This window comes from Hymenobacter jejuensis (assembly GCF_006337165.1).
Classification (GTDB): domain Bacteria; phylum Bacteroidota; class Bacteroidia; order Cytophagales; family Hymenobacteraceae; genus Hymenobacter; species Hymenobacter jejuensis.
This window is the reverse complement of record NZ_CP040896.1, coordinates 1,959,199-1,975,985: the sequence shown is the minus strand read 5'-3', so window position 1 is coordinate 1,975,985 and position 16,787 is coordinate 1,959,199. Positions and strand designations below refer to the sequence as shown.

The window sequence follows — 16,787 nt, the reverse complement described above, 5'->3', positions numbered from 1 at the left end:
CGTGAAAGACACGAAACCAACAAGTTGGTCGTGGCTGCTGGCCGCCACTTTTGTCGCCGCCAGCCTCGGGCTTGGTTGTAAAGACAAAGCCACCGAGGTCAAGAAAAAAATCGTGTATACAGGCCCGACCATCGAAACGAGCAACGTAGTGATGCTCGTGAGCGACTCGGCCAAGCTCCAGATTAAGCTGACGGCGCCCGTGCAGCAACAGTTTGAAAGCGGTGACCAGATCTGGCCGAAAAACGTGATGGTTACCTTTTATGGACAAGGCGACAGTGCTGCTGGTAACCGTAAGGTAGTCAATACGTTACGCGGAAACTATGGCAAGTACGACAAGCTCAAGAACCTGTACATCGTGCGGGGCGACGTGCGGGTGCACAACCTAGAGAAAGATCAGAAGATGTTCACGGAAGAAGTCTTTTTTGATCAGCAGAAAGCCATCATCTACACCGACAGCACCACAGCAGTACGCGTCGAAACGCCGACCGAAACGCTGACGGGCAACGGGTTACGGGCCAATCAGGATTTTTCTAACTACCGAATTTTCCACCCGACGGGCGTGTTTACAGTACAACAGCCAGCTTCAGATTCGGCCCGAGCTGCTAAAAAATAAGTAATTGATTATCAATGCGTTTCGATAGAGCCTTGTGGCGCACTATTTTGTTTTCGCTGGCGGTGGTGGCGCTGGTTATCGGTGTGTACCAAACTGTGTTGCAAGGCGATAAGAACGCGGTAATGGACAACTATTGGCTGTTCATGATCTCGTTCGTCTGCATGATGGTGTTCCGTTACCTCGGTCGCGACGAGGATAAAGCACCGCTGCCAGTTGTCAAACCCAAACCAGCCGCTTCCGGCAAGCGCACAGCTACTACCAAACCGGGTAAGGCTGTGCCTCGCAACAAACAACGCTAGAGCCCGGAGCCGCCCTGCGTGAGTATCGGGCAAACTTGTCCTACCTTCTGCCAATCAGCAATATCCGTCAAAGCCAGTGAATCTGCGGGCAACTTTGAATGTCCGGCGGATTCTGGTTATTTTGCGCCTCTTTCCACTTTTCTTACTGCGCTTTTTTTCAAGTAAATGGCATTAATCAACACGATTCGGGAAAAATCGGGCTGGGCCGTCGGCGCCATCGTAATCGGACTGCTGCTCTTCATGGTAGGCGGCGATCTGATCGGGGGCAAAAACCGCCTGTTCAACCGCAATGATAACTCGGTAGGCGAAGTCGCCGGCGAGAAGGTGGACTACAATGATTTCCAGAATACGCTGGAGCAAACTAAGCAGGCTTTCATCGCCCAGCAAGGCCGTCAGCCCGACGAGGCCACGATGGGGTACCTGCGCGACCAAGCCTGGAACCTGAGCATTTATCGCATCGCCTTCAAAAAAGAATTCGATAAGCTAGGCCTGAAAGTAACCGACGACGAGCTAACGGATATGGTGCAGGGCAAAAACATCAACCCCAGCATCCGCCAGGCGTTCAGCGATCCAAAAACGGGTCAGCTAGACCGTAACAAGCTGCTGAGCTATCTGCAAAACCTCGACAAGCTGCCGCCACAAGCTCGTGACGCGTTCATGAACTTCGAGAACAACCTCGGACCAGAGCGCTTGTCGAACAAGTACAACAACCTCATCAAGCTGTCGACCTACGTGACGACAGCGGAAGCCAAGCGCTACGACGAAGCGCAGACTTCGCAAGCGAACCTGCGCTACCTGATCGTGCCGTACTTCTCTGTTTCGGACTCGGCCGTGAAAGTGACCGACGAGCAGTTGCAAGCCTACCTCGACGCGCACAAAAGCCGTTATAAAGTAGAAGAAGGCCGCAACATAGAGTACGTGGTTGTTCCGGTAACGGCTTCCAACAGCGATAGCGCTGCGGTTCGCAAAGACATCGATGTACTGACTACCCAATTCAGCACGGCTCCCAACGATTCGCTGTTTGCCAAGCTGAACTCCGATCCGGATTTTCCTTACAACCCGGCTTACCTCTCGCCGGCCGACATGCCGGAGAAGCTCCGCCAGCAATTGCCACTGCAAGTAGGCAAAGTGTATGGCCCTTATGCCGAAAACGGCGTGTATTCCATCTTCAAAGTAACAGGTCAGAAGGCCGGTACGCAGCCTGCTGCTCGGGCCAGCCATATCCTCATCAAGCCGGAAGGCACTACGCCCGAAGCGAAAGCCGCGGCCCTGGCCAAAGCCAAAGATATTCTGGCGAAGATCAAAGGCGGGGCTGATTTTGCTGCTATGGCACGCCAATACGGTACCGACGGCACCACCGCCACCGGCGGCGACTTGGGCTGGTTTACGCAAGGCCGCATGGTGCCGGAGTTTGAGAAGGCGGTATTCGCCGCCACTTCGGCTGGCTTGTTGCCCAACCCCGTTGAGACTTCGTTTGGCTACCACATCATCAAGGTAACGGCTCCTAAAACCACCCAGACGTATCAGATAGCTGCCGTGCAGAAGAAGATTACGCCCACGGATGCTACCCGCGAAGCCGCTTACCAGAAGGCGCAGGAGCTGAAAGGCGAAGCCACAGATCTCGATTCATTCCGCAAGGCCGTTGCGAAGGACAAGTCTTTGCAGAAGCAAGAAGCCAAAGGCCTCGGCCGCGGCGACCGCGCTGTAAACAACCTACAAAACGCTCGCGAATTGGTGCGTTGGACTTACGGAGCTGGTCAAGGCGGTAAGAAAACCGAAGTGGGCGACGTATCGGAAGTATTCGAAATTGGCGACCAATACGTAATTGCCGTGCTTACCGGCCAGCGCGAGAAGGGCTTTGCCGATGTAGCCAGCATTAAGCCGGAACTCACAGCATTGGTTCGTAACGAGCTGAAAGCCAAGCAGATAATTGATAAGCTGCAGAGCAAGAAGGGCACGCTGGAGCAAATCGCTGCTGCTTACGGTCCTACTGCTCAAGTGAAAACAGCTGAGAACGTAACACTTGGCTCTGGCGTAATTCAGGGCTTAGGTGCCGAGCCAGTGGCAGTAGGCAAAGCGTTCGGCCTGAAGCCAGGGCAGAAATCTGCGCCGTTCCAGGGCGAGCAAGGCGTGCTGATCGTCGAGCCGGTAAGCGTGCAGAAGTCTGCTGCCAAAACCGACGTTGCCGCTGTGCGCAAGCAACTCACCACCCAGCGTAGCGCGCGCCTCGATGGTGCCATTTACGAGGCCGTGAAAGACAAAGCCAACATCAAAGACGAGCGCACGAAGTTCTTCTAACCGCCCCGTCCTGATCCTTGCAAAAGGGCCGTACCTTAGGGTGCGGCCCTTTTGCTTTTTACCCGTCTGTAGAAGCAGAAGAGGAGCCAAGGTTTTTCGTGTAAGATGAAATGAAACTGCTCCGCCGCCGGTTTATCGAAAGCTACCCTCACCGGATTCTCTTTGCTATGCGTCCGTTACTCAAGCCCTCCCCGCGCAATCGTTGTGTGTTCTTATTCCTGCTGTTTAGTTTATGGCTGGGTGCGAGCTGTCCGCTTCAGGCCCAAAACGAAGGCGGCGACATTGCGCTGGCCAAGGAATATGCTCGCAAAGGCGAAAACGAAAAAGCCGCTTTCCTCTTCAGTCGCTTACGCCCCGACGAACAACTGGCGCCCAATATTTTGCCTGATTACCTGAGTTCGCTGTTGGGCTTGAAGCAATTCAAGGACGCTGAGAAGCTGGTCAAGAAAGGGATGCGGCAGTTTCCGGAAGAAGCCTCGTACGGCGTAGCACTCGGGGGCGTGTATGCTGCGGCCGGCGACCAAGCGGCCATGACCAAGCAATATGAGCGGGTGATTAGCCAGTTGAAACCGGCGCAAGTGGTGCCAGTGGCTACCGAGTTTATGAAGCGCAACCAGCCTGAGTTGGCGGAAAAAGTGTTTCTGAAAGGCCGCGAGCTGGCCAAGAACGACACCGAATTTTCTCCGCAACTCATTCAACTCTATACCCGCACGGGCCAGAACGAAAACCTAATGGCCGAAACGCTGCGCCTCGTGCAAACCGACAACCAGCAACTTCCTTTCGTGCGCAACATGCTCCAAAACAGCCTGCACGAAGAAAAGGACTTCGACGCGCTGGAAAAACAACTGCTCAGCAACGTACAGAAGTATCCGGAGCAGGAGGTCTATAGCGAGTTGCTGCTGTGGCTACAGTTACAACGCCACGATTTCACGGGCGCATTGGTGCAAGCCAAAGCCCTCGACCGCCGTGCGCGCGCCCAAGGCAGCCGGGTAATGGATTTGGCCGCCATCGCGCAGCAGAACAATGATTATGAAAGTGCCATCGCGGGCTACGAGTATGTCATTCGGGAATACCGAACGGGGCCGTTTTACGGGTTGGCGCGGCAGCGGCTGGTCCAGACCCGCGAAGAGCAGGTGCGCAACACATATCCCGTCGACCCGGCCAAAATCCGGGGCCTGATTGGGGAGTACCAGCAGGTACTGACGGAGCTAGGGAAAAAGCCCGAAACGGCGTCAGTACTGCGCAATATGGCCGCGCTTTATGCTTTTCAACTCGATGAGAAAGACAAAGCGATGGCGCTGCTACAAGAAGTAATCGACATGCCCCGGGCCAGCCTCGATGTGGTCGACGATGCCAAGATCAACCTCGCGGATATCTACCTGCTGCGCGGCGAGCCTTGGGAAGCTACGCTGCTGTATTCGCAAGTAGAGAAGTCGCACAAGGACTCGCCGGTAGGATACGAGGCCAAGCTTCGCAACGCGCGCCTCAGCTACTTTGCCGGCGATTTTAAGCTGGCTCAGAGTCACCTCGATATTCTGAAGCAAGCCACCAGCCGCGAAATCGCCAACGATGCCATGCAGCTTAGCCTGCTCATCTCCGACAATACGGCCATGGATACGGCCGGCGTGGCCCTGCGCGACTACGCTGCCGTTGAGCTATTGGTCTTTCAAAACAAGCTACCGGAGGCGATAAAGGGTTTGGATAATCTGCTGCAAAAGTACCCCGGCCACGCCCTCACCGACGAAGCTTGGTACCTGAAAGGCCAGCTACAGCGCCGCACTGGCGACTACAACGGTGCCATCACCACGTTGGCGCGCATTACCAGCAACCCCAAGTACGACGTACTCAGCGACGACGCCCTGTTTCTCACGGCCAGCATTCTGGAAGAAAACCTACAGGATCGTGAGAAAGCTAAAGAATTGTATAACAATCTGTTAGTAAAATATCCTGGTAGCATTTACGTAGCCGAAGCCCGCAAGCGCTTCCGCAAGCTGCGCGGCGATGTGCTCAACTAACTCGCTATAGAACGGAATGGTACCGTTCAGCTTTTATTTCTATCCGAAAAAGAGAAACATCAGCGCCAACGCCAGGATAAAAGCCAAATACATAAGCGCATCCGTAAGGATGTATTGCTTGTATTTGTCGTAAAAAGCGCGGAGTTTCTTCATGACACCGAAAGGCTGAAAGAGCCGGTAAAAATACGTTTTTGCGAGCGCTTCGATGGGACCGGAGTGGGTCAGGCGCGGTTTTCTTCTTACTTTTGAAGGTATCGCCCGCTACGGGTACCCGCCGAGTATGGAAAAAAGATGGATTCGCAAGCCCGCGCCTGACGCAGTCAAAGTCCGGCATCTGGCCGACGCCCTGCGCGTCAACGAGACTATTATTTCTTTGCTCTGCCAACGCAACGTGTGTGACTTCGAAGAAGCCCGCGCTTACTTCCGCCCCGTACTCAGCGAGTTACCCGATCCGCTGCGCATGCGTGACATGGATCGCGCCGTAGATCGTCTGCAACATGCCCTGCACGAAGGCGAGCGGGTGCTGGTCTATGGCGACTACGACGTCGATGGTACTACTTCGGTGGCGGTGGTGTATTCGTACCTGTTGCGCTTCTTCGGCCCTGAGCGCATCGACTACTACATTCCGGATCGCTACAAGGAAGGCTACGGCATTTCGGTGGCCGGCATTGACTATGCTGCCGAGCAAGGCTACGCGCTCATCATCGCGCTCGACTGCGGCGTGAAAGCCGTTGAGATGATTGCGTACGCCAATGAGCGCAATGTCGATTTTATCATTTGCGATCACCACTTGCCGGGTTCGACATTGCCACAAGCGGTGGCTGTGCTCGACCCCAAGCGCGCCGATTGCGAGTATCCGTTCAAGGAGCTTTCGGGGTGCGGCGTGGGCTTCAAGCTGATGCAGGCGTTCAGTCAGCATCTGGGTCTGGATGATGCGCCGCTTTACGAACTACTTGACTTAGTGGTAGTTAGCATTGCCGCCGATATTGTACCTATTACGGGCGAAAACCGCACGCTGGCCTATCACGGACTGCGCCTGCTCAACGATCCGGCTCGTCCGCAGCGCCCCGGTCTCGACGCCCTGCGCGACCTGGCGGGCCTACACAGCGAATTGAACATCAGTAGCTTAGTGTTTGGCTTTTCGCCTCGCATCAACGCGGCCGGCCGTATGGGCGATGCTAAGCGTTCGGTAGCGATGCTGCTGGCCCAAACCAAGGAAGAAGCTTTCGACAAAGCCAGCGTCGTCGACAAAACCAACCAGGAGCGCCGCGGCTTCGATACCAGCATCACCAAGGAGGCGCTGCAAATGATCGAGGACGATCTGCTGCTGCGCAACGCCAGTACCACGGTGCTCTACAAAGAAACCTGGCACAAGGGAGTGGTTGGCATTGTGGCCTCGCGTTGCTTGGATAAGTATTACCGCCCTACCATCATCCTGACCGAAAGCAACGGTAAAGCCACTGGCTCGGCCCGCTCCGTGGTGGGCTTCGACGTGCACGAAGCCATCAGCGAATGCGCCGATCTGCTGGACCAGTATGGCGGACACATGTACGCCGCCGGCCTGACGCTGCCCGTAGAAAATGTGCCGGCTTTCCGCGAAAAATTTGAGCGCATTGTGGCCGGCCGGATTCGCCCCGAGCAGCTCATTCCGCCTGTCGAAATCGATAGCTTGCTGCGGCTCAACGAGATCACCGACAGTTTCTACAAGCTACTTCGTCAGATGGAGCCTTTTGGGCCTGGCAACGCTAACCCGGTCTTCGAGTCGGAGTGCGTGTACGCCTCGCCGGATTCGGCCCGAATCGTGGGCAACTCCCACCTGAAGCTCACCCTGACGCAAGACGGCCACCATACCGTCGACGCCATCGGGTTTGGCCTAGCCGAATACCACGAGCGCATTGCCAAAGGCCTGCCCTTCAACGTGTGCTACACCATCGAAATCAACGAATACCGCGGTGTGAAATCACTGCAGCTGCGGGTAAAAGATATTCGTTGGGAAGAATAGCTATATCATAATATATTGATAATCAATAGCTTATGATATAGCTATTCTTTATTTAGAGTGACGCCAGGGCGCTATTGCTGGTAGATATTCTTGTAAAAATATTGTTTGACGGGCTGGGTTTCGGTCGCGTTACCTGCTGGAGGCGCCTGTTTGATTACTCGCGAAATATAGTCGCCGCGCACAAAGAGGCTGGTGCGGTAAGGTTTGTTTGGCCTCAGAGCCCATCTGTTGTATTCGTTTAGCTCCAATCGAATCAGTTGGCCGTTGTTGTAGCGCTCGGCTAACACCAAGCGGCCAACGGGGTCATAATACCGAACGAGAGTTACTTCGCCACCCCGCCGAAAAATCTTGCTGAAGTATTCTTTGGCGCGGACTTTTTGGCTGGCACCGTTGAGCACATAGCTGCGCAACTTATTGGTGCTGCGCTTGCTCAGCTTAGGGCTGGCTGTGAAGGCGGTAGAGAGCGAGTCGATGTGATTACGGACAGCGGCGGCATCGTGCTGAAGAGCGGCGTAGCCTTGCGCAAAGCGCGCTGGATCGCTGGCCAGTTGTGCCTGGGCTGTGAGCGAAGCAGTCAGCAGAAAAGCAGCCGTTGAAATAAACCGAATAAGCATTACTGTTGAGGTTAAAATAGCGGCGAATATAGAGCGCACGCCTATAAAACCAAACAGCCCATTGCCTACAAGCGGGTATACTGCCACGCCCACCAAATCAGGACGCCTTGTAACGGCAAACGTCCCCAAACGGCCCACGCAGGCAGCTGAAACAGCGCCTCATTATGCTGGGCCATGTACAGGTTGGCGGGAAATACGGCAATTAGCAGCGCTACCAACCCCCAGGCGCCCCAACGGCGCGTGCGCTTAGGCAACAGCAGAAACCCTAACCCAATTTCGGCAGCGCCACTTGCGTATACCAACAGCAAATGGGCGGGCAGATACGGCGGCATGATACGTAGGTATGGCTCGGGCATCAGAAAATGCAACAAGCCCGCGCCCACAAACACTATCGCCAATACATACAAACCCAAGGATTTCAAACGCGCCATCGGACCAGTCAGAATATGCAAAGCAACAAGGTAACAGAACCAGCCGGCCCCACCTGCGTGTTAGGGTAAGCTTGCGGGCAATGTGTACCTTGGTCATTCGTTTTAAAGCTCTCTTCCTATCCTTTTTTCATGATGAAAACGCTTTATCTGGCCCTTGGGCTGGGACTAGCCGCCGCTGGTTCTGCACACGCTCAATCACCGGCTGCGGGTTATCAAATTACTCTTGATTTACAGCACGTTACCAACGATCAGGTGCGCGTCACCATCGACACGCCGCCGATTAAGGAAGCACAAGCCATCTACGTGATGCCATCCGTCGTGCCGGGATCGTACTCCAAGAAAGATTACGGCCGCTTCGTGACCAATTTTAAAGCACTGGATAAAAAGGGCAAATCCCTGAAAGTCAAGCAAGACGGCCCGGACCTGTTCGTGATTGACAAAGCCGATAAACTGGCCCGCATCGAATACCTCGTCGACGATACCTGGGATGCCAAGCAAGACGATGAGTTTATTTTCCAACCTGGCGGCACCAACATCGACTCGGGTAAGAGCTTCATGCTCAATCACTACGGCTTCTACGGTTACCTCGAAGGCTACAAAATGCAGCCCTACCAAGTGACCGTGGCCAAACCCGCGGAACTCTACGGCGCTACCTCGCTGGCGACCGAACGTAAGTCGCCTACGCAGGATGTATTCACCGCGTCGAGCTACGTAACGCTAGCCGATGCGCCCATCCTCTACAGCCGCCCCGACACGGCAAGCTTCGCGACGGGCGGCGCCCGTATTTCGGTATCGGTGATGTCGGAAAACGGACTGGTGAAGGCCGCGCAGATCAAAGAGGTAATGCGGCCGATGGCGGAAGCGCTGACCAAGTTTTTCGGCAAAATGCCCGTGCCCGAATATCATTTCATCATGTATTTCCCGGGCATCGGTTCGCCGTTGGCAAGCAAAAACGGCGGTTACGGTGCCATGGAACACTCGTATTCGTCGGTGTATTTCCTGCCCGAAATGCCCGATGCCGACCGCTTGCAAAGCATGGTGCAGGAAGTGGCCTCGCACGAGTTTCTGCACATGCTGGCGCCGCTCAACATCCACAGCCGCGAAATAGGGGAGTTTGACTTCCGCAACCCCAAAATGTCGCAGCATTTATGGCTCTACGAAGGCGTCACGGAGTACATCGCCCAGCTGGTGCAAGTGCGCGGCGGCCTGATTACGCCCGAAGAATTCCGGAAGCGGATGAAGGACAAAATCGACAATTCGGAGAAGTACAAGACCGTGTCTTTCACCGAGATGAGCCGCAACATTCTGGTGCCCCCCTACAAAGACATGTACCAGAACGTGTACGAAAAAGGTGCGCTCATCGGCCTGCTGCTCGACATTCGCATTCAGGAACTTAGCCAGGGCCGTCAGAGCCTGCGCGACGTGCTCTTGGCCCTGCGCGAGAAGTACGGTCCCAACCGTTCCTTTGAAGACAGCGAGCTCATCCCGGAGATTGTAGCCTTGACCAACCCGGCGATTCAACAATTCTTCGATCAGTATGTAATTGGTAATCAACCACTTCCATACGCCGAGTATTTAAGCAAAATTGGATGGAATTACGCCGCCGTTGCGCCTGACAAAATACTGGCGTTTGGGCGTTTGGGCTTTGGGTACGACGCTGAAAAGCAACAGTTTAAAGTGCTGGAAACGACTCCCGAGCAAAATGCTTTCGGCCTGAAAGAAGGCGATGCCGTATTAGCCGTGAACGGCACCAGCCTGAGCATGGCCAACGCCGAAAAGCTGCTCCGGCCGCTGGTCGAGCCCACGACGCGGGCCGCGGTGAAGCTCCGGTTTCAATCCGGTGCCAAAGCCGTGCCCCAAGAGCGGCAGGCCACGCCCCAGGAGTTTGAGGTAGAGCTGAAAAACGTGGTGGAAACCGCGCCCACACCTACGCCTGCTCAGCAAGCCCTGCACGATCAGGTGCTGAAGCCGCTTGCCTAACAACTCAAAAATCAAGTTGCGTCATCCCGGCGCCGGAACAGACTCTGCGGTGCGTAAGTAGCGCCCGTAGAGACCGCTTCCGCGCCGGGATGACGCACTTCTTATAACCCATTACCTTTGCCCGCGATGATTCTGAAAGCTGAGCATTTAATCAAAAAATACAAGGCCCGTACCGTCGTCAACGACATGTCGGTGACCGTGGAGCAAGGGGAAATCGTGGGGTTGCTGGGGCCCAACGGCGCGGGCAAAACCACCTGCTTTTACATGATCGTGGGCATGGTAAAGCCTAACGAAGGCCATATTTTTCTCGACCAAGAAGACATTACCGGCTTGCCTATGTTTCAGCGAGCGCAGCGCGGCGTGGGCTATCTGGCGCAGGAAGCATCCGTATTTCGCGACCTGACGGTAGAGGAAAACATTCTGTCGGTGCTGGAAATGACCAACTTGCCTAGGCAGGCCCAGCGCGATAAGGTTGAGGAACTGCTACACGAGTTCAGCCTCACCCACGTGCGAAAAAACTTGGGCCGCGTGCTCAGCGGCGGCGAGCGGCGACGCACCGAAATCGCCCGTGCCCTGGCCGTCGATCCGAAATTTGTGCTGCTTGATGAGCCCTTTGCCGGCGTCGACCCCATTGCGGTAGAAGAAATTCAGGGCATTGTAGCCAAGCTCAAGCACAAGAACATCGGCATCCTTATCACCGACCACAACGTGAACGAAACGCTCTCGATCGTGGATCGTGCTTACTTGCTTTTTGAAGGTAAACTGCTGAAGGCCGGCACCGCCGAGGAGCTAGCCGCCGACGAAACGGTGCGCCGCGTGTACTTAGGGAAACACTTTGAATATAAGCGTAAAATATAATCAATTGATTGTCAAGCACTTATATGTAAGCACGGGGCCGGCAAAATAAAGCGCAAAAACCATACGCGACCGTCGTTTTCCCGTATTTAGCCACAGCAGAGGGGTTACTTGGTACTCGGTACATGATAAATGAAATACTAACCTGGGCCGTTCAGCGGCGCTTAACCAGCATCGAGCACTTCCGCAATCACCCCCACGAGGTGCAGCAGCAAGTGTTGCAGGGGCTGCTAAGCACGGCGCGCGGCACAGATTGGGGCGTGCGCTACGGGTTTGGCGACGGGTTCAGCGCGCGGGAATTTGCGCAGCGGGTGCCGGTGAGCAGCTACGAAGAGCTGTACCCAGAATTTGAGCGGGTGCTGCGCGGTGAGCAAGACGTACTGTGGCCCGGCCGCGTGACGTGGTTTGCCAAGTCCAGCGGCACCACCAATGCGCGCAGCAAATTCATTCCGGTTACGCGCGAATCATTGCATGACTGCCACTACCGCGCCGGCCGCGACATGACGGCTCTGGCCACGTCGTTGTATCCGGAAGCGCGCATCCTGTCCGGCAAAACGCTTTCGCTGGGCGGTACGCACGCGCCTAACCCGTTCCGCCTCGACGACGCCGAGTCGCGGGTCGGCGACGTGTCGGCCCTGATTATGCAAAATCTGCCCGCCTGGGCCGAATACCTGCGCACGCCGCCGCTGGAGTTGGCTTTGCTCGACGAGTGGGAAGAGAAAATCGAACGGATCGCCCGCCATGTGCAGCACATAGATGTTGCCGTGCTGGCCGGCGTACCCACCTGGATGATCGTGCTGCTGCGGCGCGTTACAGAACTGGTTGGTGCTGAGAATATTACAGAGGTATGGCCGAACCTGCGCCTGTTTCTGCACGGCGCCGTAGCTTTCGGGCCATACCGCGACCTGTTCCGGCAGCTCGTTCCGAGCGAGCACATGCAGTACCTCGAGATTTACAATGCTTCCGAAGGCTACTTGGCCGTGCAGGACCAGCCCAATAGCGAAGACTTGCTGCTGCTGCTCAACCACGGCATCTACTACGAGTTCATCCCGGCCGACCAGTTCGACGCCGAACAGCCGCAGACGTTGCAGCTGGAAGAAGTCGAGCTGGGCAAAAACTACGCGCTGGTGCTGAGTACTAATGCCGGGTTGTGGCGCTATAAAATCGGCGATACAGTGCGGTTTACCAGTTTGGCACCGTACCGCATTCGTATCAGCGGCCGCACCAAGCATTTTTTGAATGCTTTCGGCGAAGAAGTGGTCATCGAAAACGCCGATGCTGCTATTGCAGCCGCTTGTAGCGCCACCAGCACGACCGTCCGCGACTTCACCGCAGCCCCCATCTATTTCGACAATTCCGATGCCTCACGCGGGGGCCATCAATGGATTATCGAGTTCACCAAAGCCCCCACTGACCAAACACGCTTCGCCGAAGTGTTGGATCAAACGCTGCGCCGACTCAACTCCGATTACGATGCCAAGCGCCACCGCGACATTGCCTTGGCTCCGCCCGTAGTCACGGTCGCGGCCCCCGGAACATTTGAGCGCTGGCTGGCTGGCAAAGGCAAATTGGGAGGCCAGCACAAAGTGCCGCGCTTGAGCAACTCACGCGAAATTGTTGAAGAAGTCCTGCAGGAGGTAGAGAAAGCAGTAGTATAACTAAAAACTTAGTTACATCTTAAAAGCCGCTCCCAAATGAATTGGGGGCGGCTTTTTGGCTTTTATAAGAGTGATAATGGGTCCAAAAACAATCTTGTTGACCGTGATGCTAGGGATGCTTACAGCCTGTTCCGCGACGCATGGCAAAATCGGTTCCTGGTCGCGCAACCGGCACGACCGAGCAGGCGAGCGCCATGGGCCGTGGTACAGCTATTACGATACTAACAACCAGCTATTAACCTCGAAAGGGCGCTTTAAGCACGGCCGCATGGTAGGCCGCTGGCGCTACTTCACACCCGGCGCGGGGCTGGAGCAAGTGGAGCGTTTCCACAAACTAAGGCCTGGCTTTGTCACGATCACCTACTACCATCCCAATGGACAAATTGCGCGTCGTGGGCGGGCGCGTTACGTCAACGAGTCTGATGGTCTGCGTTTCTACTGGTTTGGCAACTGGATGGTATATGCCGCCGACGGTAAGGCTGCGAAAGTAGAAACTTACGAAGTAGGGCGTTTGCTATATTCGCGGCCTCTGCAACTCAACCTGCTGTTTGAATAATCGGCAGAAATAGTTACTAAACAAGTACTTATAGAAACAATTTAATGGAAAATGCACGGCTCACCATAAGCTTGTAAAAATTTTTAGTTTATATAAAAAAATATATAAATTGGTGCCTGCATTTTCTCTCCCGCCTGTGCCTACTGCTACTGTTTCCTCTCAACGGCCGTATGTTTCGCGCCGCAAACGTCGCCGCCTGTCTGAGCCCACCCCATTGCTCGGCAAAAGATCTATACTAGGCCTTTTGGGCCTTTTGGTGATGGCACTAATAATTAGTTTGGGAGTTATCGCTTTTGGCCTCACCGCCAGCTAGTTAGTGCATGTGCTAACTAGCTGACGGTGAGCGGTTTATAGAAACTGGCTATTCGTCCAGTATCCCGCCGACTAGTTTGCCCAAAACGCTGCCGCTTTCTTTGCTCGCATTGCCGCCTGAAGGGGCCAGCGCCTGTATCAGCTTCTTGACCGGCATTGATTGCAACCATACACGTCCGGTTCCCCGTAGCGTTGCCAGCAGCAAGCCTTCGCCTCCGAAAATCATGGATTTGAGGCCACCGGCACGGGCTATGCTGAAGTCGATGCCCGGCTCGAAGGCTACAACGCAGCCCGTATCGACGCGCAGCAGTTCGTTGTTGAGCCGTTTCTCGATGATGGTGCCGCCCGCGTGGATGAATGCTTTGCCATCGCCGGTTAGCTTTTGCAGAATGAAACCTTCGCCGGCGAAAAAGCCTGCGCCTAGGCGCTGGTTGAAGTGGATGCTGATCTTAGTGCCGCGTGCCGCCGCCAAGAAGCCGTCTTTTTGCACAATCAATCCATTAGGCATATCCCCTAGGTTGACGGGGATAATCGTGCCCGGATACGGCGCTGAAAAGGCTACTCGGCTTTTGCCATAGCCGCCTCGGTGCGTGAAATGCGTCATGAACAACGACTCACCCGTTATCAGCCGCGTACCGGCGGAAAACAACTTGCCCATCAGGCCCTGATCGGGCTCCGAACCATCGCCCATTTTGGTTTCGAAGGCGATGCTTTCCTCCATGTACACCATCGCCCCGGCCTCGGCAATGACGGTTTCGTTGGGGTCAAGCTCCACTTCCAGCACTTGGATATCATTGCCTAAAATGCGGTAATCGACGTCGTGCGAGTTCATAGCAAAGAAAAATAGAATTAGAGAAAAACGATATTCAAGTATAGCAAAACGCCTGCTATCACCCGCATGTACTTGCCTCACCGGTGCCCTAGTGGCAGCGTTAAAGTCTCTAATTCAACAATTTTTCTACGCTGCTAACACAGCTGTTATGGCACAAGCCAAATACATGACCGCGGCTGGGGTGCTCATCCGCACAATCGATCAAAAGCGTTCGCTACTCGTCGGCGGGTAATTCAGCGCGTGTTTCATCGGCTTCGGAAGCCGCGTTGGGTTCGCCTTTGCGGCCGGTTTTTTTAGCTTCCTTGCTGGTACGGCGCATAAATTCCTCATCCGACTCTTCTGGTTCCTGCGCCCCTTCTTCAATCGGGAAATCCTCGTCGTCCTCGAGTTTCTCGCCGAACTGCCCATCGCGGTTCACCAGTTTCTTGTCGCGCACGTGGCGGCCCAAAAACTTATTAATCTCTTCGATGGAATAATTGGAAGTGATTTCACCCAGCGGATTCACTTTTATCTCGAAGCCTTCCAGCTCCTTGTGCACGCGGGCTTTCTTCTCTGGATCGTTCTTTTTCTTCTTATTAACAGGTTTCTTGGCCATGACGTCGTCCGTTTTGCGGTTAGGGCCGGCCGCGACCCGCCCCAAACGCAAAGGCCGCTCCGTGCCTAGCAGTACGGAGCGGCCCCGGCGATGGATGCCTAAAATAACGAAAGCCGAAGGGCTTATTGAGCGTACTGTGCCAAGCGCTCAACGGCTACTTGAATCCGCTGAGCGGTTTCTTGCGTGCCAATAATGCTCATAATCGCCATTAAGTCAGGGCCGGCCGCGACACCCGTCACCACCATGCGCAAGGCTTGCAAAACCTGACCGATCTTGATTCCCTGGCGCTCCAGCACGGCGGTAAGCAAGGCCCGGATGCCGTCCGGCGACGAGTCGGGGTGGGCTGGCAATTCCTGCGCAAACGCGGCGAGCGCGGCAGCAGTGCTCGCATTCCACTTTTTCGTCGCTACCTGCTCATCGTACGATTCAGGGGCCTGGAAGAAATACTGTGCCTCACGCCAGAAATCGTTCGGGAACGTTACGCGCTCTTTCATCACGCTGGCAATCTGCACGGCTTTTTCCTCGGAGCATTCGATGTTGTGCTCTTTCAAGGCATCTAACAGATACTGAGCCAGTTCCGAATCGGGTTTGGCCCGCAGGTATTGCTCGTTGTACCACCGAACCTTGTTCTGGTCGAAGCGGGCCGGCGACTTGCTTACGCGATCGATGCTAAAGGCTTCGATCAGCTCATCCATGGAGAAAATCTCTTGCTGCGTGCCGGGGTTCCAGCCCAAAAAGGCCAAGAAGTTGATGAACGCCTCGGGCAAATAGCCACTTTCGCGGTAGCCGCTGCTGACGGTTGGTTGGCCGGTTTCAGCGTCGGTGCCGTGCCATTCGAGTGGAAACACCGGGAAGCCAAGGCGGTCGCCGTCGCGCTTCGAGAGCTTGCCAGTGCCGTCGGGCTTGAGCAGCAGGGGCAAATGCGCAAACTGCGGCATGGTGCTTTCCCAGCCAAAATAGCGGTACAGCAACACGTGCAGCGGCGCCGAAGGCAACCACTCTTCGCCCCGAATGACGTGCGTGATCTCCATCAGATGGTCGTCTACGATGTTGGCCAAATGGTAGGTCGGCATGCCATCGGACTTCATCAGCACCTTGTCGTCGATAGACGAGGAATGCACCACCACCCAGCCACGAATCAGGTCGTTGAACCTAACTTCCTCTTTGCGAGGTACTTTCAGGCGGATCACGTAAGGTGCGCCGCTGTCGAGCATCTGCTTTACCTCGTCTTCGGGCAGCGTGATGGAGTTGCGCATCTGGCTGCGCGTGATGGAGTTGTACTGCGGATTAGGCACTTTGGCCGCCGTAAGGCGCGCGCGCATCGCGTCGAGTTCCTCGGGTGTGTCGAAGGCATAATAGGCGTGGCCGCTCTCGATGAGCTGCATCGCGTACTGCATGTACATGGGCTTGCGCTCGCTCTGGCGATAGGGAGCGTGCGGGCCGCCATGCCAAGGGCTTTCGTCGAGTTCGATGCCGCACCACGCCAACGACTCCCGAATGTAGTCTTCGGCGCCGGGCACAAAGCGGTTCTGGTCGGTATCTTCAATGCGCAACAGCATTTTGCCGCCCAGCTTGCGGGCCAGCAGGTAGTTATACAGCGCAGTACGCACGCCGCCGATGTGCAGCGGACCGGTAGGGCTGGGGGCAAAACGCACCCGTACTTCTCTCTCCATACAATCAAAAAATTCGCGGCGTTATCTAAAAAAACGCGGCGCGAAGGTACGACA

General features: G+C 55.3%; 14 protein-coding genes. 9 read left to right on the top strand and 5 right to left on the bottom strand.

Annotated features, from left to right (window positions below; translation table 11 throughout):
• Position 1: 1 nt before the first annotated feature.
• From lptC to recJ, 5 genes are all read left to right on the top strand, one after another.
• Positions 2–613, top strand: coding sequence for an LPS export ABC transporter periplasmic protein LptC (gene lptC / locus FHG12_RS08050; RefSeq protein ID WP_139515241.1), 612 nt, complete (start codon positions 2–4; stop codon positions 611–613).
• A gap of 14 nt (positions 614–627) precedes the next feature.
• The gene (locus FHG12_RS08045; RefSeq protein ID WP_139515240.1) at positions 628–912 is read left to right on the top strand and encodes a hypothetical protein; all 285 of its coding nucleotides are present in this window, start codon (positions 628–630) and stop codon (positions 910–912) included.
• Between the two features lie 165 nt (positions 913–1,077).
• Positions 1,078–3,210, top strand: a complete 2,133-nt coding sequence (locus tag FHG12_RS08040; RefSeq protein ID WP_139515239.1) for a peptidylprolyl isomerase — start codon at positions 1,078–1,080, stop codon at positions 3,208–3,210.
• Between the two features lie 167 nt (positions 3,211–3,377).
• Entirely contained in the window at positions 3,378–5,225 is a 1,848-nt protein-coding gene (locus FHG12_RS08035) for a tetratricopeptide repeat protein (RefSeq protein ID WP_139515238.1), read from the top strand.
• A 280-nt stretch (positions 5,226–5,505) separates the two neighbouring features.
• A complete protein-coding gene (recJ, locus tag FHG12_RS08030) occupies positions 5,506–7,227 on the top strand; it encodes a single-stranded-DNA-specific exonuclease RecJ (RefSeq protein WP_139515237.1) in 1,722 nt (573 codons plus the stop codon).
• 71 nt (positions 7,228–7,298) lie between these two features.
• Here recJ and FHG12_RS08025 read toward each other — a convergent pair whose 3' ends face one another.
• Both FHG12_RS08025 and FHG12_RS08020 read right to left on the bottom strand, forming a co-directional pair.
• Positions 7,299–7,841 carry a hypothetical protein gene (locus FHG12_RS08025; protein ID WP_139515236.1) on the bottom strand — a complete coding sequence of 181 codons (543 nt, stop codon included), beginning with the start codon at positions 7,839–7,841 and terminating at the stop codon, positions 7,299–7,301.
• Positions 7,842–7,906: 65 nt separating this feature from the next.
• The gene (locus FHG12_RS08020) at positions 7,907–8,293 is read right to left on the bottom strand and encodes a DoxX family protein (protein ID WP_317129710.1); all 387 of its coding nucleotides are present in this window, start codon (positions 8,291–8,293) and stop codon (positions 7,907–7,909) included.
• 108 nt (positions 8,294–8,401) lie between these two features.
• On the opposite strand from FHG12_RS08020, the gene FHG12_RS08015 reads away from it, so the two are divergent.
• The 4 genes from FHG12_RS08015 (at position 8,402) to FHG12_RS08000 (ending at position 13,321) form a co-directional block, all read left to right on the top strand.
• Positions 8,402–10,252, top strand: a complete 1,851-nt coding sequence (locus FHG12_RS08015) for a M61 family metallopeptidase (RefSeq protein ID WP_139515235.1) — start codon at positions 8,402–8,404, stop codon at positions 10,250–10,252.
• Between the two features lie 126 nt (positions 10,253–10,378).
• Positions 10,379–11,110, top strand: a complete 732-nt coding sequence (gene lptB / locus FHG12_RS08010; protein WP_139515234.1) for an LPS export ABC transporter ATP-binding protein — start codon at positions 10,379–10,381, stop codon at positions 11,108–11,110.
• 122 nt (positions 11,111–11,232) lie between these two features.
• On the top strand, positions 11,233–12,765 hold the full coding sequence (locus FHG12_RS08005; RefSeq protein WP_139515233.1) for a GH3 auxin-responsive promoter family protein: 1,533 nt from the start codon (positions 11,233–11,235) through the stop codon (positions 12,763–12,765).
• 76 nt (positions 12,766–12,841) lie between these two features.
• Positions 12,842–13,321 carry a toxin-antitoxin system YwqK family antitoxin gene (locus FHG12_RS08000; RefSeq protein ID WP_230471324.1) on the top strand — a complete coding sequence of 160 codons (480 nt, stop codon included), beginning with the start codon at positions 12,842–12,844 and terminating at the stop codon, positions 13,319–13,321.
• Positions 13,322–13,682: 361 nt separating this feature from the next.
• Here the strand turns inward: FHG12_RS08000 and FHG12_RS07995 are convergent, their stop codons facing one another.
• From FHG12_RS07995 to gltX, 3 genes are all read right to left on the bottom strand, one after another.
• Positions 13,683–14,465 carry a TIGR00266 family protein gene (locus FHG12_RS07995; RefSeq protein WP_139515231.1) on the bottom strand — a complete coding sequence of 261 codons (783 nt, stop codon included), beginning with the start codon at positions 14,463–14,465 and terminating at the stop codon, positions 13,683–13,685.
• Positions 14,466–14,679: 214 nt separating this feature from the next.
• Positions 14,680–15,060 (bottom strand): hypothetical protein, encoded by a 381-nt coding sequence (locus FHG12_RS21055; protein WP_174805792.1) that lies wholly within the window; start codon positions 15,058–15,060, stop codon positions 14,680–14,682.
• 122 nt (positions 15,061–15,182) lie between these two features.
• The gene (gltX, locus tag FHG12_RS07985; RefSeq protein ID WP_139515230.1) at positions 15,183–16,733 is read right to left on the bottom strand and encodes a glutamate--tRNA ligase; all 1,551 of its coding nucleotides are present in this window, start codon (positions 16,731–16,733) and stop codon (positions 15,183–15,185) included.
• Positions 16,734–16,787: the final 54 nt, after the last annotated feature.